Annotated in this window: 20 protein-coding genes; 15 read left to right on the plus strand and 5 right to left on the minus strand. The window is 68.4% G+C overall.

Annotation, left to right across the window (positions count from 1 at the left end):
- Positions 1-4 precede the first annotated feature (4 nt).
- The gene (locus ACFOD9_RS08075) at positions 5-1,090 is read right to left on the minus strand and encodes a PA0069 family radical SAM protein (RefSeq protein ID WP_379509574.1); all 1,086 of its coding nucleotides are present in this window, start codon (positions 1,088-1,090) and stop codon (positions 5-7) included.
- An 82-nt stretch (positions 1,091-1,172) separates the two neighbouring features.
- Between ACFOD9_RS08075 and ACFOD9_RS08080 the strand changes: the two genes are divergently transcribed.
- A complete protein-coding gene (locus ACFOD9_RS08080; protein ID WP_379509575.1) occupies positions 1,173-2,006 on the plus strand; it encodes an arylamine N-acetyltransferase family protein in 834 nt (277 codons plus the stop codon).
- On the opposite strand, the gene moaB is transcribed toward ACFOD9_RS08080, so the two are convergent.
- From moaB to ACFOD9_RS08095, 3 genes are read right to left on the minus strand one after another with little or no spacing between them, the layout of a single operon-like run.
- Entirely contained in the window at positions 2,003-2,530 is a 528-nt protein-coding gene (gene moaB, locus ACFOD9_RS08085) for a molybdenum cofactor biosynthesis protein B (protein WP_379509576.1), read from the minus strand. The genes ACFOD9_RS08080 and moaB overlap by 4 nt on opposite strands.
- A complete protein-coding gene (locus ACFOD9_RS08090; RefSeq protein ID WP_379509577.1) occupies positions 2,520-4,373 on the minus strand; it encodes a lytic transglycosylase domain-containing protein in 1,854 nt (617 codons plus the stop codon). Before ACFOD9_RS08090 ends, moaB begins: the two co-directional genes overlap by 11 nt.
- Positions 4,316-5,122, minus strand: coding sequence for a uracil-DNA glycosylase family protein (locus ACFOD9_RS08095; RefSeq protein WP_379509578.1), 807 nt, complete (start codon positions 5,120-5,122; stop codon positions 4,316-4,318). The genes ACFOD9_RS08090 and ACFOD9_RS08095 overlap by 58 nt, the downstream gene beginning before the upstream one ends.
- A 43-nt stretch (positions 5,123-5,165) precedes the next feature.
- Here ACFOD9_RS08095 and ACFOD9_RS08100 point away from each other — a divergent pair, with 43 nt between their 5' ends.
- The 12 genes from ACFOD9_RS08100 (at position 5,166) to ACFOD9_RS08155 (ending at position 19,133) form a co-directional block, all read left to right on the plus strand.
- On the plus strand, positions 5,166-6,815 hold the full coding sequence (locus ACFOD9_RS08100) for an electron transfer flavoprotein-ubiquinone oxidoreductase (RefSeq protein ID WP_379509579.1): 1,650 nt from the start codon (positions 5,166-5,168) through the stop codon (positions 6,813-6,815).
- 45 nt (positions 6,816-6,860) lie between these two features.
- Positions 6,861-7,664 carry a 4-(cytidine 5'-diphospho)-2-C-methyl-D-erythritol kinase gene (locus tag ACFOD9_RS08105; protein WP_379509580.1) on the plus strand — a complete coding sequence of 268 codons (804 nt, stop codon included), beginning with the start codon at positions 6,861-6,863 and terminating at the stop codon, positions 7,662-7,664.
- A gap of 82 nt (positions 7,665-7,746) precedes the next feature.
- Positions 7,747-8,472 carry an N-formylglutamate amidohydrolase gene (locus tag ACFOD9_RS08110; RefSeq protein WP_379509581.1) on the plus strand — a complete coding sequence of 242 codons (726 nt, stop codon included), beginning with the start codon at positions 7,747-7,749 and terminating at the stop codon, positions 8,470-8,472.
- Between the two features lie 215 nt (positions 8,473-8,687).
- Entirely contained in the window at positions 8,688-10,538 is a 1,851-nt protein-coding gene (gene ilvD / locus ACFOD9_RS08115) for a dihydroxy-acid dehydratase (protein WP_379509582.1), read from the plus strand.
- 2 nt (positions 10,539-10,540) lie between these two features.
- Positions 10,541-10,915 (plus strand): hypothetical protein, encoded by a 375-nt coding sequence (locus ACFOD9_RS08120; protein WP_379509583.1) that lies wholly within the window; start codon positions 10,541-10,543, stop codon positions 10,913-10,915.
- Positions 10,902-12,296 carry an NAD(P)H-hydrate epimerase gene (locus tag ACFOD9_RS08125; protein ID WP_379509584.1) on the plus strand — a complete coding sequence of 465 codons (1,395 nt, stop codon included), beginning with the start codon at positions 10,902-10,904 and terminating at the stop codon, positions 12,294-12,296. The genes ACFOD9_RS08120 and ACFOD9_RS08125 overlap by 14 nt, the downstream gene beginning before the upstream one ends.
- Before the next feature lie 53 nt (positions 12,297-12,349).
- Positions 12,350-13,618 (plus strand): class I SAM-dependent RNA methyltransferase, encoded by a 1,269-nt coding sequence (locus tag ACFOD9_RS08130; RefSeq protein ID WP_379509963.1) that lies wholly within the window; start codon positions 12,350-12,352, stop codon positions 13,616-13,618.
- Positions 13,619-13,727: 109 nt separating this feature from the next.
- Positions 13,728-14,939, plus strand: a complete 1,212-nt coding sequence (locus ACFOD9_RS08135) for a saccharopine dehydrogenase family protein (RefSeq protein ID WP_379509585.1) — start codon at positions 13,728-13,730, stop codon at positions 14,937-14,939.
- A gap of 210 nt (positions 14,940-15,149) precedes the next feature.
- Complete coding sequence (locus ACFOD9_RS08140) at positions 15,150-15,461, plus strand: endonuclease domain-containing protein (protein ID WP_379509586.1); 312 nt, start codon at positions 15,150-15,152, stop codon at positions 15,459-15,461.
- 92 nt (positions 15,462-15,553) lie between these two features.
- A complete protein-coding gene (locus tag ACFOD9_RS08145) occupies positions 15,554-16,735 on the plus strand; it encodes a carboxynorspermidine decarboxylase (RefSeq protein ID WP_379509587.1) in 1,182 nt (393 codons plus the stop codon).
- 464 nt (positions 16,736-17,199) lie between these two features.
- The gene (locus tag ACFOD9_RS08150; protein WP_379509588.1) at positions 17,200-18,405 is read left to right on the plus strand and encodes a type III PLP-dependent enzyme; all 1,206 of its coding nucleotides are present in this window, start codon (positions 17,200-17,202) and stop codon (positions 18,403-18,405) included.
- A 38-nt stretch (positions 18,406-18,443) separates the two neighbouring features.
- Complete coding sequence (locus tag ACFOD9_RS08155) at positions 18,444-19,133, plus strand: nuclear transport factor 2 family protein (RefSeq protein ID WP_379509589.1); 690 nt, start codon at positions 18,444-18,446, stop codon at positions 19,131-19,133.
- A gap of 39 nt (positions 19,134-19,172) precedes the next feature.
- Here ACFOD9_RS08155 and ACFOD9_RS08160 read toward each other — a convergent pair whose 3' ends face one another.
- Entirely contained in the window at positions 19,173-20,579 is a 1,407-nt protein-coding gene (locus ACFOD9_RS08160) for a helix-turn-helix domain-containing protein (RefSeq protein ID WP_379509590.1), read from the minus strand.
- A gap of 161 nt (positions 20,580-20,740) precedes the next feature.
- On the opposite strand from ACFOD9_RS08160, the gene ACFOD9_RS08165 reads away from it, so the two are divergent.
- Positions 20,741-22,336 carry an isocitrate lyase gene (locus ACFOD9_RS08165; protein ID WP_379509591.1) on the plus strand — a complete coding sequence of 532 codons (1,596 nt, stop codon included), beginning with the start codon at positions 20,741-20,743 and terminating at the stop codon, positions 22,334-22,336.
- A gap of 58 nt (positions 22,337-22,394) precedes the next feature.
- The gene (locus ACFOD9_RS08170) at positions 22,395-22,553 is read left to right on the plus strand and encodes a hypothetical protein (protein ID WP_379509592.1); all 159 of its coding nucleotides are present in this window, start codon (positions 22,395-22,397) and stop codon (positions 22,551-22,553) included.
- Positions 22,554-22,620: the final 67 nt, after the last annotated feature.

The following is a 22,620-nucleotide window of genomic DNA, read 5'->3' on the forward strand; positions in this document are numbered from 1 at the left end:
GCGCTTACAGCAGCCGCAACTGGCCGCCGCGTTCGGGCGGGGTGTACTGGCTGGAATCCAGCTCCAGCTTGCTGTCCTTGCCATTCAGGCCCAGCCGCTGGCACGCCAGCCGGAATCGCGCGCCGATGAGGTCGGGCCAGGTGCCCCTGGGCCGCATCCGGGTGTGGAACCCGGAATCGTAGTCTTTGCCGCCGCGCGCTTCGCGCACGATCGCCATGACCCTGGCGGCACGGTCGGGGAAGTGGACGGCGAGCCATTCGCGGAACAATGGCGCCACTTCGTGGGGCAGGCGCAGCAGGATCCACGAGGCCGAGCCCACCCCGCGCGCGGCGGCTTCGGCCAGGATGCGTTCGAGCCATTCGTCGGTAATGGCGGGGATCACCGGGGCGACGGCAACATGGGCGGGCACGCCGGCTTCTGCCAATCGGCCCAGCGCGGCGAGGCGCTTGGCCGGGGCGGCGGCGCGCGGTTCGAGCTTGCCCGACAGCACCGGATCGAGGCTGGTGACGGACAGGCCGACGGCGACGAGGCGCTGGCGCGCCAATTCCGCCAGCAGATCAAGATCGCGCAGCACCCGGTCGCTCTTGGTGGTGATCATCACCGGGTGGCGCACTTCGAGGCACAGTTCGAGCACGGCCCGGGTGATCCGGTAGCGCGCCTCGATCGGCTGGTAGGGATCGGTGTTGGTGCCCATGGCCAGCGGGGCGGGCTTGTAGCCGGGGCGGGCGAAGGTTTCGCGCAAGAGGCGCGCGGCATCGGGCTTGGCGAACAGCTTCGTCTCGAAATCGAGGCCGGGGGAGAGATCGTGCCAGGCGTGGGTGGGCCGGGCGAAGCAATAGATGCAGCCCTGCTCGCAGCCGCGATAGGCATTGACCGAACGATCGAACGGCACGTCGGGCGACTTGTTGAAGGTGAGGATCGAGCGGGGGTGTTCCTCGGTGACGGTGGTTCGCAAAGGCGCGGGTGGGCCATCGACCTTTGCGCTCTCATCCAGCCAATCGCCATCTGCCTCGCGCGCGGCGAGGCCGAAGCGCTGGGGCACGGCCGCCGACTGCGCGCCGCGACCGTGCAGGGGGGGAGGGCGAGTCATCGAGATGGACAGAACATAATAAGAACAGATGGGCAAGCGCCTTCGGGCTGACCCGTGCCGCGATGTCGGCTAGAAGCGCGCCATGACTGATGCCGCTCTCGCCGCCTACCTTGCCCGCCTTGGCCTTGACCGTCCGCCGCCGCGCGATGCGGCGGGGCTGGCGCAGTTGCAGGCCGCCCAGCGCCAGGCGATTGCCTTCGAGAACCTCGATGTGCGGCTGGGCCGGCCGATCCGGATCGACGGCGCCAGCGTGCTGGCCAAGCTCGTTCACAGCCGGCGCGGGGGATACTGCTTCGAGCAGAACCGGCTCTACGCCGATATGCTGGGGCTGCTGGGCTTCGCCTCCCGGCCGCTGCTGGCGCGGCCCCGGCTGGCGATCCCGGCGGGCACCGTGCCGCCGCGCACCCACGTGCTGCTGCTGGTTGACCTTGGGGGAAGCCCGTGGATCTGCGATGCGGGGTTCGGCGGGTCCTATGTGCCGCCCCTGCCGCTGGTCGATGGCGCCGGAGCACAGACGCCGGATGGCGCGCGCCACCGGCTGCGCCGGGTGGGTGCCCCGGGGAGCCTTGCCGGCGAGTGGCAGCTGGAGCGCGCCGGGGCCACCGCGGCGACGGACGGCCGCTTTGCCGCGCATGACGGCTGGCAGGCGCAATATACCTTCGACCTTGCCGAAGTGGCCGCCGACGATCTCGAACAGGCCAACTGGTGGACCTCCACCTGGCCGGCTTCGCGCTTCGTCCAGGCCGATGTCATCAGCCGCGTCCTGCCCGATGGCTTTGCCGCGATGAACGGCGGGGCGCTGGCGATCACGCGCGCGGGCCGGACGGAACGGCGCACGATCACCGATGCCGCTGACTATCGCGCGGCGCTGGACGCGGTGTTCGGGATCGACTTGCCCGAAGCGGCCCTGCGCTAGACCTCGCGCAACCGCGGCATCAGTTCGACGAAGTTGCAGGGGCGGTTGCGGCTATCCAGCTGTTCGGCAAGGATCAGGTCCCAGCCGTCCTTGACCGCGCCGTTCGAGCCGGGGAGCGCGAACACGTATTTGCCCCGCGCGATCACCGCGCAGGCGCGCGATTGCAGGGTGGAGGTGCCGATGGTCTGGTAGGAGACCAGGCGGAACAGTTCGCCGAAGCCGGGAATGTCGCGGTCCTTGATCGTGTCGAGCGCCTCGGGGGTGATGTCGCGCCCGGTCAGGCCCGTGCCGCCGGTGGTGATGATCGCATCGACCGCGCGATCATCGAGCCAGTTGCGGATGCGGCTGGCGATTTCGTGGACGCTGTCCCTGACGATAGCGCGGGCGACCAGGCGGTGGCCGGCTCCCTTCACCCGCTCGCACAGAAGGTCGCCCGAGGTATCGTCGGCGGCGGTGCGGGTGTCGGAAACAGTGAGGACGGCGATGCCGATGGGCTTGAATTCACGGGTCAGGTCAACGGCCACGCAGAAGAACTCCATTGCTTGCCATGCGGACGGCCTGGCTGCCGGACAGGTCGGGGAATGTGGGCCACATGGCCTGGGCAAGGGCGATCCGGCTTTCCGAGGGGCCGCCGGCCTGGCGCTCGTACATCCAGTAGTTCTTGAGCACGATGTTCACGTAGCCGCGCGTTTCCCAATAGGGCACGCTTTCGATCCACAGCAGCGGATCGCCCTTGTCCCTGATCTCGGTGTTCCAGCGGGTGATCGGCAGAAGGCCGGCATTGTAGGCGGCGATCACCTTGGGCAGGAGGCCTTGGGTTCCTGCGGAATTTCGCAGGAGTTGCAGGTGCTGCTGGCCGAAGGCGAGGTTGACTTCGGGGCGGGTGACATCGGCCGCCGAGACGCCCAGTTCCGCCGCGCGATCACGCGCGGTGCCGGGCATGATCTGCATCAGCCCGCGCGCGCCGGCCGGGCTGGTGACGCTGGTGCGGAACACCGATTCCTGGAGCGTGTGGGCATAGACCAGCGCCGGATCGACCTTCCAGCCATTGGCCGGGGTCCACTTGGGGGTGGGGAAGCGCAGGGCCGGCTCGCTCTGCCCGCCGCGCGGCGCGCTGTAACCCATCCACAGCTGGGTGGAGGGCAGGCCCATGTCGCGCGCAAGGCGCGAGAGCGGCTGGTAGAGCGCGGGATCGCCGATCCGGGCCTGGTAGCGCAGCACTTCGTCGGCCAGCCCATCCTCGCCCACTTCGGCCAGTTCGACCGCGGTGCGGACCGTGGGATTGTCGCGCAGGCGCTGCCAGTCGGCCGTGGTGAAATCGGCGGTCTGGTGGGTTTCGGGCAGGCGCAGGCCAAGCTGTTCGGCGGCGAGCATCCCGTAGAAGGTTTCATCGCGCGCGGCGGCGAGGCGGAGCGGGGCGGCGGCCTTTTCCGGCTGGCGGCAGCGAACCAGGGCGCGGCTTTGCCAGTAATAGGCCGCGGTTTTCAGCTCGACATTGTCAGCCAGGCTCGCCGTGCGGGAAAAGGCATCGGCGGCGCCCTGGCAATCGTCGAGCCGCCAGGCGGCGAGGCCCGCTGTCCACCAGCCTTCGGCCACCCATGGCCCCTGGCCATCGGCTGTGGTCTGGGCGAGGGCATAGGCCGAGGCATCGTCGTTCTCGATATAGAACGACCAGGCGATCCGGGCGCGCCATTCGGCCCGGGTGGCCGGGCTGAGGCTGGCATCGATGCCATCGAGCAGGAGCCGGGCGCCGGCCGGATCATCGGCCTTGATCCGCTGCTGCATGGCCGTGGCGACCGGCGCGGGCATGGTGCCATCGTTGGTTTCGCGCGGGCGCAGGCGCTTGGGGCTGGAGGGCTGGGAGACGAATGGCTGGGGCGCAGGCAGGACAGGGAGCGCGGTGGCCCCGCGCTTCAGCGCCAGGGCGGCGACCTGTTCGGTCTGCGGCAGCGGCAGGGCGGCGCTGGCGGCAAGCCACTGGCTCAGCGCATCCAGTTCGATCTTCGGGCTCTTGGGATCGAGGAAATACTCGGCCCGGGCGACCTGGTGGAGCGGGCCGTCGACCTTCTGAGCGAACAGGGCCTGGACCCTGGCCCAATCCTCATGCGCGATGGCGCCGAACAGGTCTTTGTAATAGGCGCGTTCGTCCTGCGAGAGCAGGGTGGGCACGGCGCTGCGATCGGCGCGGCCACGGAAATAATCGACCGCGGCGCTGTTGGCCGCGGCGGGAGCCGGGACCAGCGCCAGGGCCAGCGGGGCCAGGCCGGTGGCCAGGCCCAGGCTTGCCAGCCAGGAAGGGTTCGCCTGCTTCACGCGGTTTCGGTTCCAGTCCAGTCCAGCCAGTCCCGCCAGAAGCGGGCCTTCCATGCCGGCCGGGCCAGCGACGCGAGTTCGCGCGCGCCCAGCAGCGGCAAGGTTTGGTCCTCATGGTAAAAGTGCGATGAATTTTGAGCGCTTTGCGCCGGATCGTTGCCCAGCAGCGACAGGACGCCCTCTCCGAACACCAGCAGGCGCCGCGGGCGGGCGAGGGCGATGTGGTGGCGCAGCACCGCGCCCAGCCCGCGCGCGGCCAGATCGGCCCAATCGGGCACGGGGGTGTGGCGGGGCAGGGCCGAGGCGAGATAGACCGCTTCGGGCGGCAGGGACATGGCCGCGAGCATGGCCGACAGCAGCCGTCCCTGGCTGGCCGAGAGCAGTTCGCCCTCATCCTCGGCTTCGGGCTGGCCGACCACGATCATCACCTGCGCCTCGGCGCTGCCGCGCGGCGGCACCCGGCCGCGCAGGCTTCCGCCATCGAGCAGGGGTTCGGCCAGCCACCATTCGCGAAAGGCGGCGAGATCCGCCGGCCAGGCCTGGGGATCGCCGCCGATGCGGGCGGGGGGGGCGGGTTCGGGCGCCGGGCGGGCGGGGGCGGCGGCGGACTTGATCTCGTGCCCCGGCGGGGCTTCGGGAGCGGCCAGCCAGCCCTGCGGTTCATCGGTGAAATCGAGGTCCACGCCGGCATCGCGCCACCAGGCCATCGCCCCGGCGAGATCGCCCGGACGCAACCGATCGTTTTCGCGCTGGCGAAGACCCTCCATCGCTTCGGCCTTGACCTCTGCGCCGAGTGCAATCAAGGCACATTCGACCAAAAGAGAGCAGGACAGGACGGGTTTTCCCATGATCGAACGCGAATCCATGCCTTACGACGTCGTTGTCGTCGGCGGTGGCCCCGCCGGGCTCGGCACGGCGATCCGCTTGAAGCAGCTCAATCCCGAGCTGTCGGTGTGCATCCTCGAAAAGGGTTCCGAGATCGGCGCCCACATCCTTTCGGGCGCGACCTACGATCCCAAGGCGCTCGACGAGCTCCTGCCCGACTGGCGCGACGACGGCTGCCCTATGGCCGAAGTGCCGGTGACCGACAACTGGCACTGGAACCTCACCAAGGGCGGCAAGCTTTCGATCCCGCACGTGATCATGCCGCCGTTCCTGTCGAACCACGGCAACTACACCGGCAGCCTGGGCAACCTGTGCCGCTGGCTGGCCGGCAAGGCCGAGGCGCTGGGCGTCGAAATCTTCCCCGGCTTCCCCGCCGCCGAAGTGCTCTATGGGGAAAACGGCGAAGTCATCGGCGTGCAGACCGGCGACATGGGCGTTGACCGCGAGGGCAATCCCAAGGCCGATTTCCAACCGGGCATGAACCTGCTGGCGAAATACACCGTGTTCTGCGAGGGCGCGCGCGGCCATCTGACCAAGCGGCTCAAGGCGAAGTATGACCTTGAAGCCGAATGCCAGCCGCAGGTCTACGGCATCGGCATGAAGGAGCTGTGGGACATCGATCCGGCCAAGCACGTGCCGGGCCGGGTGATCCACACCCAGGGTTGGCCGCTCTCGGAGAGCGACAGCTGGGGTGGCGGGTTCCTCTATCACCAGGCGAACAACCAGGTCTCATTGGGCTTCGTCTGCGCGCTCGATTACAAGAACCCTTATGTCTTCCCGTTCGAGGAATTCCAGCGCTGGAAGCAGCACCCGGAAATCCGGGCGATCCTCGAAGGCGGCAAGCGCGTGGCCTATGGCGCGCGCGCGATCAACGAGGGCGGCTGGCAATCGGTGCCGAAGCTCGATTTCCCCGGCGGCGTGCTGGCGGGATGCTCGGCCGGCTTCGTCAACGTGCCGCGCATCAAGGGCAGCCACACCGCGATGAAGAGCGGGATGCTGGCGGCCGAAGCCATTGCCGCGGCCATCGCCGCCGGCCGCGAGGGCGATGCCCTTGCCGAATACGATGCCGCCGTGCGCGATAGCTGGATCGCCAAGGAGCTGAAGCTGGTCCAGAACGCCGAGCCGCTGGTCGCCAAGTTCGGCGGCGAGATCGGCACGATCCTGGCCGGCGCCGATATGTGGCTGCGGACCCTGTTCGGCTTCGGCGTGGCCAAGCCGATGAAGCACCACACCGATGCCTCCAGCATCGGCCGGGCCGATCTCTACCAGCCGATCGCCTATCCCAAGCCCGATGGCGTGATCAGCTTCGACCGGCTGACCAGCGTCTCCTACTCGTTCACCAACCACGAGGAAGAGCAGCCCTGCCATCTGCGCCTGACGGACCCGACGGTGCCGACGCGGATCAACCTGCCGCTCTATGCCGGGCCGGAGCAGCGCTATTGCCCGGCCGGGGTCTATGAATTCGTCGATCCCGATGGGTCTGGCCCGCGCCTCCAGATCAACGCGCAGAACTGCGTCCACTGCAAGACCTGCGACATCAAGGACCCGACCCAGAACATCGAATGGGTGACGCCGGAAGGCGGCGGCGGGCCGAACTACCCGAATATGTGAAGGGGCGAGGGGCGGCTGACATCCTCCCCGATCCGGGGAGGAAAGATGAGCCTTCACGAAACCGCCTATGCCAAGCTCAACCTCGCGCTGCACGTCCGCGCGCGGCGGGGGGATGGCTATCATGAGCTGGAAACCCTGTTCGCCTTCGTCGATGCCGGCGACCGGCTGGCGGCGCGCGCCTCGGCGCTGGACGAGCTGCGCGTGGCGGGCGAATTCGCCGGGGCGCTTAGCGATCCGTTCGACAATATCGTGATGCAGGCGCTCACCGTGCTGCCGCGCGCCGAAGGGCTGGCGATCACGCTGGAGAAGAACCTGCCGGTCGCGGCGGGACTTGGCGGCGGGTCGGCCGATGCCGGCGCGGTGTTCCGGCTGGTTGAACGCAGCCATGGCTGGCCGGATGACTGGGCATCGCGCGCCGCCCGGCTGGGCGCCGATGTTCCGGCCTGCGTTCGCAGCGAAACCTGCCTGGGGCGCGGCACCGGGACCGAGCTGGAACCGGGGCCGACCGACCTTGCCGGAACCCCGGTGCTGCTGGTCAACCCGCGCGTGCCGCTGGCGACCGGGCCGGTGTTCAAGGCCTGGGACGGGATCGACCGTGGGCCGCTGCCCATGGGAACGGCGCGGGAAATCGCGCTGGCTGGGCGCAACGACCTGGAAGCCCCCGCCATCGCCCTGTGCCCGGAGATTGCCGAGGTGCTGGCCGCCCTGCGCGCCACGCCGGCCTGGCTGGCGCGGATGTCGGGTTCCGGGGCGACCTGCTTTGCGCTGTTCGACAGCGCCGCTCAGCGCGATGCGGCAGCGGCGGGGCTGCCGGCGCAGTGGTGGCGGCTGGCCGGAAATCTGCGCTAAGGCTTGCCCGTTCGTGTCGAGCGAAGTCGGGACACGTTTCGCCAGGTGTCTCGACTTCGCTCGACACGAACGGATCATGGGAATGTTGTCTGAAACACACCGCATCATCGGTCAGCCGCGCTTTGGTGGGATACTTGTCGTGTCCGATCACGCCAGCAATCATGTGCCGGCCGACATTGCGCTGGGCATCGATCCGGCCCTGCTCATCCAGCACATGGCGCTCGATATCGGGGTGGGCGCGGTCGGCGGGCTCATGGCGGCGCGGCCCGGGATGGCAGCCTTCCAGTGCGCGGTCAGCCGCCTCGTTTGCGACGTGAACCGCAACGCCGAAGCGCCGGGCGCCGTGCCCGAATTCAGCGATGGCCACGAAATTCCCGGCAACCGGCTGACCATGGCCGGGCGGGCGGAGCGCCTCGCCCGGTTCCACGCGCCCTATCATGCCGCGCTTGACCGGGTGCTGGGCGACACGCCGCCCGCGCTGATCCTCTCGCTCCACAGCTTCACGCCCGCCTTGCGGACCTGCGACAAGCCGCGTCCGTGGCAGGTCGGGGTGCTCTACAACCGCGACGATCGCGCTGCCCGCCTCGCCATCCCCCTGCTGGAAGCGGAAGGCCTGTGCGTGGGCGACCAGCAGCCCTATTCGGGCGTGGAACTCAACTATACGATGAACCGCCACGCCGAAGCCGAAGGCCGGCCCTACCTGGGCGTGGAAGTGCGCCAGGACGAGATCGACAGCCCCGCCGGCCAGGCCCGCTGGGCCGAACGGCTGGCGCGGATCGCCAGCGCGGTGGCTTTGGCGATGGGCTGATCGTCGTCCCGGGCTTGACCCGGGACCGGTGAGCGATGGCGAAGCTGCGCCGCATCCGGCACACACCCTCCCAGCTCCGCGTCGGACAACGGTCCCTGGTCAAACCCGGGACGACGCCGGCGGGCCTGCCGAATTTTCCCGTTCGACCTTCGCGCCTTGCCGGTCTAGGGCCGAACCTCCATATCCGTTGCCTGCCAATTCACCGGAGCCAGCCCATGCCCGCCTATCGTTCCCGCACCACCACTCACGGCCGCAACATGGCGGGTGCGCGCGGGTTGTGGCGCGCCACAGGCATGAAGGACAGCGATTTCGGCAAGCCGATCATCGCCGTGGTGAACTCGTTCACCCAGTTCGTCCCCGGCCATGTCCACTTGAAGGACCTGGGCCAGATGGTCGCCCGCGAGATCGAGGCGGCGGGCGGCGTCGCCAAGGAATTCAACACCATCGCGGTCGACGATGGCATCGCCATGGGCCATGATGGGATGCTCTATTCGCTCCCCAGCCGCGACCTGATAGCCGACAGCGTCGAATACATGGTCAATGCCCACTGCGCCGATGCGATGGTGTGCATCTCCAACTGCGACAAGATCACGCCCGGGATGCTGATGGCGGCCCTGCGGATCAACATTCCGGTGGTGTTCGTTTCGGGCGGGCCGATGGAGGCCGGCAAGGTGATCCTCAAGGGCAAGGAAGTGGCGCTCGACCTGGTCGATGCCATGGTCGCCGCCGCCGATGACGAGCACTACACCGACGAGGAAGTGCAGACGATCGAACGCTCGGCCTGCCCGACCTGCGGTTCGTGCTCGGGAATGTTCACCGCCAATTCGATGAACTGCCTGACCGAAGCCCTTGGCCTCTCGCTGCCGGGCAATGGGTCAACACTTGCCACTCACGGCGATCGCAAGCGCCTGTTCCTGGAGGCCGGGCGCCTGGTGGTCGACCTGTGCAAGCGCTGGTATGATGAGGACGATGCCTCGGCCCTGCCGCGCTCGATTGCCAGCTTCGGCGCCTTCGAGAACGCGATGAGCCTCGATATCGCCATGGGCGGTTCCACCAACACCGTGCTTCACCTGTTGGCCGCCGCCCACGAGGCCGGGGTCGATTTCACCATGACCGACATTGACCGGCTCTCCCGCAAGGTGCCGTGCCTGTCCAAGGTCGCGCCGGCCAAGCAGGACGTCCACATGGAGGACGTTCACCGCGCCGGCGGGATCATGGCGATCCTGGGCGAGCTGGACCGGGCGGGGCTGCTCCACACCGATCTGCCCACGGTCCACAGCCGCACGCTGGGCGATGCGCTCAACCTGTGGGACATCAAGCGGACCAACAGCCCCTCGGTGCAGGAATTCTTCAAGGCGGCGCCCGGCGGCGTGCCCACCCAGGTGGCTTTCAGCCAGAACCGGCGCTGGGACGCGCTTGATCTTGACCGCGAGGGTGGGGTGATCCGCAGCAAGGAACACGCCTTCAGCCAGGATGGCGGGCTGGCGGTGCTGACCGGCAATATCGCGGCCGATGGCTGCATCGTGAAGACTGCCGGGGTGGACGACAAGATCCTCAAGTTCACCGGCCCGGCCAAGGTCTACGAAAGCCAGGATGCCGCCGTGACCGCGATCCTCACCGGGCAGGTCGTGGCCGGCGACGTGGTGGTGATCCGCTACGAAGGGCCGCGCGGCGGCCCCGGGATGCAGGAAATGCTCTATCCCACCTCCTACCTCAAGTCGAAGGGGCTGGGCGCGGCCTGTGCCCTGTTGACCGACGGGCGCTTCTCGGGCGGCACCTCGGGCCTCTCGATCGGCCATGTCTCGCCCGAAGCGGCCGAAGGCGGCACGATCGGTCTGGTCGAGAACGGCGACGTAATCGCCATCGACATTCCGGGCCGCACCATCACCCTCCAGGTGTCGGACGAGGAACTGGCCCGCCGCCGCGCCGCGCAGCAGGCCGCCGGCTGGCACCCGGCCAAGGAGCGTCCGCGCAAGGTGTCCGATGCGCTGCGCGCCTATGCCGCGATGACCACCAGCGCCGCGCGCGGCGCGGTGCGCGACGTTTCGCAGCTGAAGCGCGGCTGACGATGCGCCGGGGGCCGGTCCTGTTCGCCGCCGCCGCACTGGCGCTGCTGGCCGCCTGTTCGCGCGGCGAGCCGGGCGCGGGTTCGGGCGCGGCGGAGGGTGCGGAGAAGATCGCCTGCGCGCTGGGCGTCGGGGCGCGGTTCGAGGCGGTCTGCGCGCTGGAACGCGCGGATCGCGGGGGCGAGAAACTGCTCGTGGTGCACCATCCCGATGGCGGGTTCCGCAGCTTCACCGTGCTCGCCAATGGCGCCGGGCTGGCCGCCGCCGATGGCGCCGAATCGGCGCGCCAGGCGATTGCCGGCGACCTGCTGGAAGTGGCCGTGGGCGAGGATCGCTATCGCTTTCCGTTCAAGGTGAAGTCCGATGGAGCCCGTTGACCAGGTTCTCACCGTGGCCGCCATGCGCGCGGCCGAGGACGATCTGATCCGCGCCGGGACCAGCGTCGATGCGCTGATGCAGGTGGCCGGGCGCGGCGCGGCGGAATGGGTCTGGCGCCTGGCCGCCCAGCATCCGGTGACCGTGCTGTGCGGCCCCGGCAACAATGGCGGCGATGGCTATGTCATCGCCGAGGCCTTGCGCGAACGGGGCGGCAAGGTGCGGGTCGTGGCCGCGCTGGAGCCGCGGACCGACGCGGCGAGGAATGCCCGCGCGCTCTACCAGGGCGAAGTGCTGGGGCCGGAGACGGAGGCCCACGGGCACCTGCTGGTCGATTGCCTGTTCGGCAGCGGCCTGGTTCGCCCGCTGGCGGACGAACTGCTGGCCCTGCTTACCCGGCTGGCCGCGCGCCATCACGCCGTGATCGCGGTAGACCTGCCGAGCGGAATCGAGAGCGACAGCGGCGTGGCGCTGAACCCCGGCCTGCCCGACAACCTGATGACCATTGCGCTGGGCGCGTGGAAGCAGGCTCATTTCCTGATGCCGGCGGCGGCCGCGATGGGCGCGCTGCGGCTGGTCGGCATTGGCTGTGCGGCGGTTGCCGGCGCGCCCGGCGTGGTCGCGCGCCCGGTGGTTTCCATGCCCGATGCCGAAACCCACAAGTACCGGCGCGGGCTGCTCGCGGTGGTGGGCGGAGCCATGCCGGGCGCGGCCGAACTGGCCTGCGCGGCGGCGATGGGGGCCGGGGCGGGCTATGTTCGCCTTGCCACCGATGGCCGCGCGGCCCAGCCGCGCACCGCCGCGCTGGTGGTCGACCCGCGCCCGCTGGTGGATGCCCTGGCCGATGACCGGATTGCCGCCACGCTGGTCGGCCCGGGGCTTGGCCGCGATGGCACGGCGCGGGTGCGGCTGGCGGCGGCGCTCGCTTCCGGGCACCGGCTGGTGCTTGATGCTGATGCGCTCGTGCTCCTGCGGCGCGGGGACGCCTGCGGCGCGGGCGTGGCGACTCCGCACGATGGCGAACTGGCCGCTCTGGAGCGGGCCTTCGGCCTCGATGGCGTGGGCACCAAGCTTGATCGCGCGCGGGCGCTGGCCGTGGCCACCGGCCTGGTCATTCTCGCCAAGGGGCCGGACACGGTGATCGCCGCACCCGATGGCCGCGCGGCCTTTGCCATGCGGGCCTCGGTCTGGCTGTCCACCGCCGGGACCGGCGACGTGCTGGCGGGGATCGTCGCCTCGCGGCTGGCCACCGGGCTTGAACCCTTTGCCGCCGCCTGCGAGGCGGTCTGGCTCCATGGTGAGGCCGCGCGCCGTGCCGGCAAGGCCTTCTGCGCCGACGACCTGGCCGGCGAAGTCCGCCGCGCCTTCACCGCCTGCCTGTGACCGCCAATCCATTCCTGTGAGCGATGGCCATTCCTGTGAGCGATAACCAGATCATGCCCGAGCCCGAGGAAATCCTGCGGATTGCCGCCAAGGGCGATGGCATCACCGCCTCGGGCCGGTTTGCCTGGGGCGCCGCGCCCGGCGACCTGCTGCTGCCCGATGGCACGCTGGAATGGGGGCCGCATCACGTGGCGCCGGTCTGCCGCCACTTCGCGCAGTGCGGCGGGTGCCAGTTGCAGCAACTGGACGAGGAGAGTCTGGCCGGCTTCGTCGAAGCGCGCGTGGCCAATGCCTCCAGCTCGCAGGGGCTGGGGGCCGAGCGCTTCCTGCCGCCGCACCTTTCCCCGCCGGGCAGCCGCCGCCGCGCCTCGCTTCGGGCGGAAAGCTCGCAGGGGCGCGTGGTGATCGGCTACCGCGAGGCCCGCTCGCATCGGGTGGTCGAACTGGCCGAATGCCCGGTGCTGGCGCCCGAACTGGTTGCGATCCTGCCGCACCTGCGAAAGTTGCTGATCCGGCTGGGCCAAGGTGCCGGAGGGGGCGCGGGCAAGAAGGCCGCGAAGGGCCGGCCCGGCGGCAAGCACGCCCACGCCAAGCTGGCGGCCGACGTGGAATTGACCCTGGTGGACCAGGGCGTGGACCTGGGGATCAAGGGGCTGGCCGCCGAAGGCCTGGCCGCCACCGAACTGCTGCTCGATTTTTCCCGCCTCCACGGCCTTGCCCGGCTGACGATGGATGGCGGCTATGGCCCGGAAACGGTGTGGGAGCCGGAGCCGGCGACGATGACCCTTTCGGGCGTGGCGGTGCCGTTTCCGCCCGGCGCCTTTCTCCAGGCGACCGCCGATGGCGAGGCTGCGCTGGTTGGCGCGGCGCGCGAATGGCTGGCCGGCTGCGCGACCGTGGCCGACCTGTTCGCCGGCCTTGGGACTTTCGCCTTCGCGCTGGCCTCGCCGGAGGTGAAGGTCCTGGCCGTGGAGGCCGCACGCGACACGCATATGGCCTGCAAGGAGGCCGCGGCGCGGGCGCAAGTCCAGGTTCATGCGCTGCACCGCGACCTGTTCCGCAATCCGCTGCTGCCCGAGGAACTGGACCGCTTCGCCGCGGTCGTGCTCGACCCGCCGCGCGCCGGCGCGCGCGAGCAGGTGGAGCGGCTGGCCGGCAGCACCGTGGGGCGGATCGTTTATGTCAGCTGCAATCCCTCCAGCTGGTCGCGCGATGCGGCGCTGCTGGTGGAGGCGGGCTGGCGGCTGGCCGAGGTGCGCCCCGTGGGGCAGTTCCGCTGGTCTACCCATGTCGAGCTGGCCAGCCTGTTCGTCCGCGATTGAACCGGCTGCCACAGGCCTGTCATCCAAGCGATGTTGTGATGCGCGGCGCGCCGTCTATATGGGCGCACTTCGCAGGTCGGGAATCCCGCCGCGCACAGGAGAACGATAGGTGAGCAAGGTTCTGGTCATCGGCGCCGGCGGCGTCAGCTCGGTCGCGGTTCACAAGATGGCGATGAACCCGGACATCTTCCCGCACGTCAGCCTCGCCAGCCGCACCAAGGCCAAGTGCGATGCGATCGCGGCTTCCGTGAAGCAGCGCACCGGGCAGGTGATCGATACCTACGCGATCGATGCCGAGGACGTGCCCGCGCTCTCCGCCCTGATCCGCCAGATCGGCCCCAGGCTGGTGGTCAACCTCGCGCTCCCGTATCAGGATCTCGCGATCATGGAGGCCTGCCTCCAGACCGGCACCCATTATCTCGACACCGCCAACTACGAGCCGCGCGACGAGGCCAGGTTCGAGTACAAGTGGCAGTGGGACCTGCATGACCGCTTCCGCGAGAAGGGTCTGATGGCGCTGCTGGGCAGCGGTTTCGATCCGGGCGTGACTTCGGTGTTCGCCATGTGGCTCAAGAAGCACAAGCTCAGGACCATCCGCAGCCTCGATATCCTCGATTGCAACGGCGGCGACCATGGCCAGCACTTCGCCACCAATTTCAACCCGGAAATCAACATCCGCGAAGTGACCGCGCCCGCGCGGCACTGGAACAAGGGCCAGTGGGTGGAAACCCCGGCCATGACCATCCGCGAGCAGTTCGACTTCGAGGGCGTCGGCCCCAAGAATATGTACCTGATGTACCACGAGGAGCTGGAAAGCCTGGCGCGCTTCCTGCCCGAACTGGAGCGCGGCCGCTTCTGGATGACCTTCGGCGATGCCTATATCCAGCACCTGACCGTGCTGCAGAACGTGGGCATGACCCGGATCGACCCGGTGATCTATAACGGCCAGGAAATCGTGCCCCTCCAGTTCCTCGCCGCCGTGCTGCCCAAGCCCGAGACGCTTGGCCCCACCACCAAGGGCAAGACCAACATCGGCGACATCGCCACCGGGGAGGCGCTGGACGGGTCTGGCGAGAAGACCTTCTACATCTCCAACATCTGCGACCACGAGGATGCCTATCGCGAGACCGGCAACCAGGCGATCAGCTACACCACCGGCGTGCCCGCGATGATCGGCGCGGCCATGATCATGACCGGCGCGTGGGCCGGTGACGGCGTGTTCAACATGGAGCAGATGGACCCCGATCCGTTCATGGCCATGCTGAACCAGCACGGCCTGCCGTGGACCTGCAAGGAATTGGCGGGGCCGTTGGCGTTCTGAGGGGTTTGCCCCTCCGTCAGCCCTGCGGGCTGCCACCTCCCCATTTGCCCCTTCGACAAGCTCGGGGGAAAATGGAGAGGATTGGTGCGGCGATGTGATCCTCCCCATTTCTGCATAGCATAAATGGGGAGGTGGCAGGCGCGTCAGCGCCTGACGGAGGGGTACTTGCCGCGCCAGAAACAGCCCCGGAATGTCCCGAGAGCGCGCCAGTTGCGGCAGCAGATGTCGCTGCCCGAAGTCTTGCTGTGGAACCTGCTGCGTGGCGCGCCCGACGGGGTGGTGTTCCGCCGGCAGCATCCGGTGGGTGGTTATGTGGTCGATTTCTATTGCGCGGCGGCCAAGGTCGGTATCGAGATCGATGGGATTTCGCACGACATGGCCGGTGCGCCGGAACGCGATCAGCGCCGGGATGCGGAACTGCGGGGGCTTGGCTTGGAGGTTGTCCGTGTTCCGGCTGCGGACGTGCTGAAATCTCCCGAGGCCATTGCCCAAGCGCTCGTTCGGTATTGCAAGCGGAGCTGACCCCTCCATCAGCGCTTTGCGCTGCCGCCTCCCCATTTGTGCTTCGCAAAAATGGGGAGGACCAGTTGGCCGTGATGCGCTAGGCGGCGTTCATGGAAACCAGAGCCGGCGATCCGGGCGCATTTGCCCACTTCGATCTCAACCGCGTGGATAGCCCCGCCTTCGTGGTCGACGCTGCCCGCCTGCGCGCAAACCTGCGGGTGCTGGCCGATGTGGGCGAGCGGTCGGGTGCGAAGGTGCTGGGCGCGCTCAAGGCCTTCTCGATGTGGTCGGTGGCGCCGATCATCGGGGAATACCTTGATGGCGTGTGCACCTCGGGCCTGTGGGAAGCGCGGCTGGCGGGCGAGTTCTACGACGGCGAGATCGCCACCTACTGCGCCGCCTACAAGGGTGAGGACCTGCCCGAGATCCTGCGCCTGTCGGATCACGTGATCTTCAATTCGCCCCAGCAGATCGAACGGTTCTTGCCCATCATCGAGGTCGCCCGCGCCATGGGCGAGCAGTTCGACATCGGCCTTCGCATCAACCCGATGCACGCCGAGGGCGAGGTGCCCCGCTACGATCCCTGCGCCCCTCATTCGCGACTCGGCTTTCCCATCGACCAGCTCACGGCCGAACACATGGCCATGATCGACGGCTTGCATATGCACACTTTGTGCGAGCAGGATTTCCTGCCCCTGGCGCGCACCTGGGACGTGGTGTTCGACAAGCTGGAGCCGTTCTTCGGCGAATTCTCGTGGATCAACCTGGGCGGCGGACACCACATCACCCGCGCCGATTACCAGCGCGACGAGCTGGTCCAGTTCCTGCGCGACATGGCCGAGGATACCGGGGCGCAGGTCTATCTCGAACCGGGCGAGGCCGTGGCGCTCGATGCGGGCATCCTGGTGGGCACGGTGCTCGACGTGGCCTGGAATGCCATGCCGGTGGCCATCACCGACATTTCGGCCACCTGTCATATGCCCGACGTGATCGAGGCGCCCTATCGCCCGGCCCTGTTGAATGAGCGCGATCCGGCGGACGAGGGCGAGGCCGTGCGCCTCGGCGGGCCTTCCTGCCTCGCGGGCGACGTGATCGGCGACTATGTCCTGCCCGAGCCGCCCGAACCGGGCACGCGCTTCGCCTTCCTTGACCAGGCGCACTATTCGATGGTCAAGACCACGACCTTCAACGGCGTGCCGCTGCCCTCGATCTGGCTGTGGGATTCGGAAACCGATGCGCTGGAATGCGTGAAGCGGTTTGGCTGGGAGACCTTCCGCGATCGGCTGAGCTGAATTTTCGGGTTCACGCGGAGGCGCGGCAAATTTTCCTCGCGCAAAGGCGCAAAGGTGCAAAGGAGTTGGGGCGGGCCGCAAGGCCACTCATCTTTCGTGCCGTTTGAACTGAAAGCGGCTTCGCCGCCTCGCGCGACCTCCTTGCGCCTTTGCGCGCGCCCTTTTCTCCTCCGCGCCGCCGCGTGAACCATTCCGCCGCCGGCACGCCTTCCGAGTCGCTCTTCGGGGCACCCCAGCCGACACAAAACGATCCGATTTCTCCTCCGCCAAACCCCGCCAAAAACCACGCATTTCCGCCAGTTTTCCACCCCCTGTCGCCCCCCGGAAACCGCGGAGCCATTTTTCGTTTGCGATCGCGGAGATGCGCCCTATATCGCCCCCTCTCGCTGCCCCATGGGGACTTCCAAACCGCAAGGCAGCTTTGTGTTGTTTCTGGCCGAAAGGCCTATTGGGGGTCCCTTGAGTTGCACAGCTATCCTGACGCATCGGCTGTAGTTCGCGCGCTCGCGCCCGACGAACCCGTTATTCTCAATCGCCCCCAGGCCGCGCACCGGGCTGCCCGTTTCTTCGTCGAGAAGTTTCCGGGCAAGTCGCTCTATGCCGTGAAGGCCAACCCGTCGCCCGATCTGCTGCTCGCGCTGTGGGCCGCCGGCGTGACCCATTATGACGTGGCCTCGATCGCCGAGGTCCGCATGGTTCGCGCCACGCTGCCTGAGGCCACGCTGTGCTTCATGCACCCGGTCAAGACCGCGGGCGCCATTGCCGAGGCCTACAAGGTCCACGGAGTTCGCACCTTCAGCCTCGACAGCCAGGAAGAGCTCGACAAGATCGTGGCCGCCACGGCCAATGCCGATGGCCAGCCGGCCGAGGATCTGGCCCTGTGCGTGCGCCTGCGCGTTTCTTCGGAATATTCCGAGCTGAGTCTGGCCTCCAAGTTCGGCATCGACCTGGCCGATGCGGCGCCGCTGCTCCAGGCCACCCGCCAGGTGGCGGACAGCCTGGGCATCTGCTTCCACGTCGGTTCGCAGGCGATGACCCCGTTTGCCTATGTTCAGGCGCTGGAGCGCGTGCGCGCGGCGATCGTCGATGCCTCGGTCACGGTCGACATCGTCGATGTTGGCGGCGGCTTCCCGTCGATCTACCCGGGCATGGAGCCTCCGCCGCTGGAGGACTATTTCGGTGCGATCCACCGCGCCGCCGAATCGCTGCCGGTCTCCTATTCGTCGGAGCTGTGGTGCGAGCCGGGCCGTGCCCTGTGCGCCGAATACAACTCGATCGTGGTCAAGGTGGAGAAGCGCCGGGGCGACGAGCTGTTCATCAACGACGGCGCCTATGGCGCGCTGTTCGATGCCGCGCACCTGGGCTGGCGCTTCCCGGTGAAGTGCCTGAACGAAGGCCGCGCCGACGCGGACGAGGAATTCGCCTTCTACGGCCCGACCTGCGACGATGGCGACTACATGAAGGGGCCGTTCATGCTGCCGGCCGACGTGGCCGCGGGCGACTATGTCGAGATCGGGATGCTGGGCGCCTATGGCGCGGCGATGAAAACTGCGTTCAACGGCTTCGATGCCGTCCACGTGGTCGAAGTGGCCGATGAGCCGATGGCCACCCAGTATCGCGGCGATCGCCGGGATCCGCGCGTTTCGGACAACGTCGTCTCGCTGCGCTGATCCGGCCGGAATGGCCCTGGCCTTTCGCGCCGCGCATCATGGCGCAGGGGCATGGCGGGCGCGGGGAGGATGGCATGGGCGCGAAGCGGATTTCACGGCGCAAGGTGTTGACCAAGGGCGCGTTGACTGGCGGTGCGCTGGTCGCGGTCATGGCCGGTGGGCCGGCCGTGGCGGTGCCGGGACTTGGCGCGGGGGAGACTGGGCGGATGAGCGGGCAGAACGGGATCGGCAAGGCCGCGAAAGACCTGTTCGATGGGCGGATCGACGGATTTGCCGGCAAGCCGGCCGAGGCGGTGCTGCGCGAACTGGTTGACCGCGAGCTGATCCGCGACATCATCCATGCCTATTCGCTGCGGGTGGCCCACGGGCTTTCGCCGGCTGACCTGTTCACCCCCGATGGGGCCTTCATCCAGGCGCCGGGCGGAGGACTGCGCGGCAACGCGGTGCGCGGCCGGGCGGCGATGGACACGTTCTACGCGGCGATCCCCGCCGGGCAGACCGTCCCGATGATCCACAACATCATGATCGAGATCAGCGGCGACAGCGCCCGCGCGGTCAGCTCGATCGAGATGCGAAAGAACGGCGATGGCGGCGAGAGCCTGATCGGCTCGGGCGTCTATCGTGACCAGCTCATCCGCGTGGCAGGGCGCTGGCTGTTCGTCGAGCGCGAGGTTGTCCTGTTCCACTGGGGCAGGGTCGAGCCGGGCTGGCAGCCCCGGGCCGGCTGACCGGCGCCGGCCCACCATTGGCCCGGCGCGATTCCGGCATCACCCTTCGCTGAACAGGTAGGGCGCGGCCCCGGCGCGCTGGTCGTCGGCGGCCAGTTCGCGGCCGATCGGGGGCAGGGCGCGGGCGGTGCAGGCCGCGCGCTGGCACAGGCGGCAGCCGATCCCGATCGGCGTGGCCGGCACGCCGGCCGGGTCGATCCCCCTGGCATAGGCCAGACGCGGCGCGTGTTCGGCCGCGCAGGCGAGCGCCACGGCCCGCATCACCCCCGGCGCGCCAACGTGCCGCGCCTCTCCCCCCACGGTCCGCGCGATCGAGAAGAAGCGCTGCCCGTCGGGCAGTTCGAGCCATTGGGTCAGGATCTCGCCGGGCCGGCGGAAGGCCTCGTGGATCGACCACAGCGGGCACCCGCCGCCCTGCGCGGCAAAGGGAAAGCCGGCGCCGTCGAGCCGCTTGGAGACGTTGCCGGCCGGGTCCACCCTCAGGAAGAAGAACGGCACGCCTTCCTGCCCGGGCCGGCCCAGCGTGGTCAGCCGGTGGGCAACCTGCTCGAAGCTGGCGCCGAACAGCCCGCACAGGGCGGCGACATCGTGGCCGCGGGCTTGGGCGGCGCGGGCGAAGCGATCGTAGGGCATGACCAGGGCGCCGGCGGCATAGGCGGCAAGGTTGCGGCGAACCAGCGCGATCGCCGAGCGGCCGGACAGCCCGGCGGCGCGGGCGATGGCGGTGATCTCCTCGCGCATGGTGGACCAGGCGATGTGGACCGCCACCTGAAACTTGCGGGTGGGCATATCGAGCGTGTCGTCGATCAGCAATTGCTGGTTGTGGCGATCGAAGCGGCGGACCGATTCCACCAGGACCTCGGGCGGCAGGTAGCGCACCCGCACGCCCTTGCGCTTTCGCAGCCATTCCGCCGCAGCCCCGTCCTCGGCGATTTCGATGGCGAGTTCCTCGGCGTGGGCATCGAGGGTGGGGAAGTGGTTGCGCTGGGCGGCGAAGAACCCTTGCGCCTCGCGCACCGGATCGGGCGCGGCGGGATCGTGCGCCTCGCGGCCAAGCTGGCGATCGGCCAGAACCTGCTGCTCGCGCAGGTAGGCGCCGTGAAGGCGCAGCAAGGCTTCGGTCACGCCCGGGAACGAGGTGGCGAGATCGGCGATTTCCAGCGCCGGCAGGTCGATGTCGGCCAGCAGCGGATCGCGCATGACCTCGCCGACGCGGCGGGCATCGTCGGCGGAATCCTCGCCGGCCAGTTCGCTGACGTCGAGCCGGTAGGTGCGGGCGAGGCGGAGCAGGAGGTCGGCGGTCACCGGGCGCTGGTTGCGCTCGATCAGGGCGACATAGGAGGGCGAGATATCGAGGTCGGCCGCCATGGCCTGCTGGGTGAGGCCCAGTTCGCGGCGCAGGCGGCGGATGCGGGGGCCGAGATAGAGGGGGCGGGCCTGGCTCATCGACGGAACCTTACAAGGGGTGTTTGTGTGGTTGTCATAGCTCCACAACTTTACAAAGAATAGATGTAAAGTTTGACAAGCGCACCCCGCCGGGCCTGTTCGCGCCGCCTCATGCTGCGTTAGCGAAGGGCATCAGCCGCTTCCCCGATGAGGATTCGCCCGTGACCTATTCGCAGACCATCACCGCCGCGCAGGAAACCATCACCCCCAACGCTGCAACCTGGAGCGGGATCGACGCCGCCAACGTTGCGCGGATGCGCCTGCAGAACCGCTTCCGCACCGGCCTCGACATCGCCCGCTATACCGCGAAGATCATGCGTGCCGACATGGCCGCCTATGATGCCGATCCGGCCAACTACACCCAGTCGCTCGGCTGCTGGCACGGCTTCATCGGCCAGCAGAAGATGATCTCCATCAAGAAGCACTTCGGCACGACCAAAGGCCGCTACCTCTACCTCTCGGGCTGGATGGTCGCTGCGCTGCGGAGCGAATTCGGCCCGCTGCCCGACCAGTCGATGCACGAGAAGACCTCGGTCTCCGACCTGATCGCGGAACTCTACACCTTCCTGCGCCAGGCCGACGCGCGTGAGCTGGGCGGCCTGTTCCGCGAGCTGGATGCCGCCAAGGAAGCGGGCGATGCGGTCGGCATCCACCGCCTGCTCGGCAAGATCGATGCCTTCCAGACCCACGTTGTCCCGATCATCGCCGATATCGACGCCGGCTTCGGCAATGCGGAGGCGACCTATCTGCTTGCCAGGAAGTTCATCGAGGCCGGCGCCTGCTGCATCCAGATCGAGAACCAGGTTTCCGATGAAAAGCAGTGCGGCCACCAGGATGGCAAGGTCACCGTTCCGCACGAGGACTTCCTCGCGAAGATCCGCGCGGTCCGTTATGCCTTCATGGAACTGGGGGTTGATGATGGCGTGATCGTCGCCCGCACCGACTCGCTCGGCGCCGGCCTTACCAAGCAGATCGCCTATGTCCGCGAGGCCGGCGACATCGGCGACCAGTACAACGCCTTCCTCGATTGCGACGAGGTTGATCCGGCCAGTCTCGGCCACGGCGATGTCCTGATCAGCCGCGACGGCAAGCTGCTGCGCCCCAAGCGCCTGCCCTCCAACCTCTACCAGTTCCGCCCCGGCACCGGCGAGGACCGCTGCGTGCTGGACTGCATCACCTCGCTCCAGAACGGCGCCGACCTGCTGTGGATCGAGACCGAGAAGCCCCACATCGGCCAGATCGGCGGCATGGTTTCGCGCATCCGCGAGGTCATTCCCAATGCCAAGCTGGTCTACAACAATTCGCCCAGCTTCAACTGGACGCTCAACTTCCGCCAGCAGGTGTTCGATGCCTGGGAGCAGGCCGGCAAGGACGTGAGCGCCTATGACCGGGCGAAGCTGATGAGCGTCGACTATGACGACAGCGAGCTGGCGGCCGAGGCCGACGAACGCATCCGCACCTTCCAGAAGGACTCGGCGCGCGAGGCGGGCATCTTCCATCACCTGATCACCCTGCCGACCTACCACACGGCCGCGCTCAGCACCGACAACCTGGCGAAGGAATACTTCGGCGAGGCCGGTATGCTCGGCTACGTCAAGGGCGTGCAGCGCCAGGAAATCCGCCAGGGCATCGCCTGCGTGAAGCACCAGAATATGTCCGGCTCCGACATCGGCGACGATCACAAGGAATATTTCGCCGGCGAGGCCGCGCTCAAGGCTGGCGGCGCCGCCAACACGATGAACCAGTTTGCCGCCTGAGGCATTCTGACCGGGTGGCCGGCGCGATTGCCGGCCCCCACAGCGAAGGAGAACGAAGATGAGCGAACCTGCCCGTGCCCGTGCGGTCCTCTCCACCGAGGACTTCAAGCTGATCAGCCAGGCCGTGCTGTTCTATCTCAAGGCCCACGAGGATTCGCCCGAATCGGTGAAGTTCTCGAACCTCTATCACCGCCTCGGCAGCGCCGCCGGGCGCTGATCGGACGCACCAGTTCCTGGGGAGGAACGCCGGCCCGTCACGCTCCTGCATACCGGGGGGCGCGGCG

This window comes from Novosphingobium bradum (assembly GCF_042646485.1).
Taxonomy (GTDB): domain Bacteria; phylum Pseudomonadota; class Alphaproteobacteria; order Sphingomonadales; family Sphingomonadaceae; genus Novosphingobium; species Novosphingobium bradum.

What these genes read in the sequence shown, in the direction of transcription:
- ACFOD9_RS08075 (WP_379509574.1), bottom strand. Translation starts at nt 1,090, where the DNA reads ATGACTCGCCCTCCCCCCCTGCACGGTCGCGGCGCGCAGTCGGCGGCC.
- ACFOD9_RS08080 (WP_379509575.1), top strand. Translation starts at nt 1,173, where the DNA reads ATGACTGATGCCGCTCTCGCCGCCTACCTTGCCCGCCTTGGCCTTGAC.
- ACFOD9_RS08090 (WP_379509577.1), bottom strand. Translation starts at nt 4,373, where the DNA reads ATGGAAGGCCCGCTTCTGGCGGGACTGGCTGGACTGGACTGGAACCGA.
- ACFOD9_RS08100 (WP_379509579.1), top strand. Translation starts at nt 5,166, where the DNA reads ATGATCGAACGCGAATCCATGCCTTACGACGTCGTTGTCGTCGGCGGT.
- ACFOD9_RS08105 (WP_379509580.1), top strand. Translation starts at nt 6,861, where the DNA reads ATGAGCCTTCACGAAACCGCCTATGCCAAGCTCAACCTCGCGCTGCAC.
- ACFOD9_RS08110 (WP_379509581.1), top strand. Translation starts at nt 7,747, where the DNA reads ATGTTGTCTGAAACACACCGCATCATCGGTCAGCCGCGCTTTGGTGGG.
- ilvD (WP_379509582.1), top strand. Translation starts at nt 8,688, where the DNA reads ATGCCCGCCTATCGTTCCCGCACCACCACTCACGGCCGCAACATGGCG.
- ACFOD9_RS08120 (WP_379509583.1), top strand. Translation starts at nt 10,541, where the DNA reads ATGCGCCGGGGGCCGGTCCTGTTCGCCGCCGCCGCACTGGCGCTGCTG.
- ACFOD9_RS08125 (WP_379509584.1), top strand. Translation starts at nt 10,902, where the DNA reads ATGGAGCCCGTTGACCAGGTTCTCACCGTGGCCGCCATGCGCGCGGCC.
- ACFOD9_RS08130 (WP_379509963.1), top strand. Translation starts at nt 12,350, where the DNA reads ATGCCCGAGCCCGAGGAAATCCTGCGGATTGCCGCCAAGGGCGATGGC.
- ACFOD9_RS08145 (WP_379509587.1), top strand. Translation starts at nt 15,554, where the DNA reads ATGGAAACCAGAGCCGGCGATCCGGGCGCATTTGCCCACTTCGATCTC.
- ACFOD9_RS08155 (WP_379509589.1), top strand. Translation starts at nt 18,444, where the DNA reads ATGGCGCAGGGGCATGGCGGGCGCGGGGAGGATGGCATGGGCGCGAAG.
- ACFOD9_RS08160 (WP_379509590.1), bottom strand. Translation starts at nt 20,579, where the DNA reads ATGAGCCAGGCCCGCCCCCTCTATCTCGGCCCCCGCATCCGCCGCCTG.
- ACFOD9_RS08170 (WP_379509592.1), top strand. Translation starts at nt 22,395, where the DNA reads ATGAGCGAACCTGCCCGTGCCCGTGCGGTCCTCTCCACCGAGGACTTC.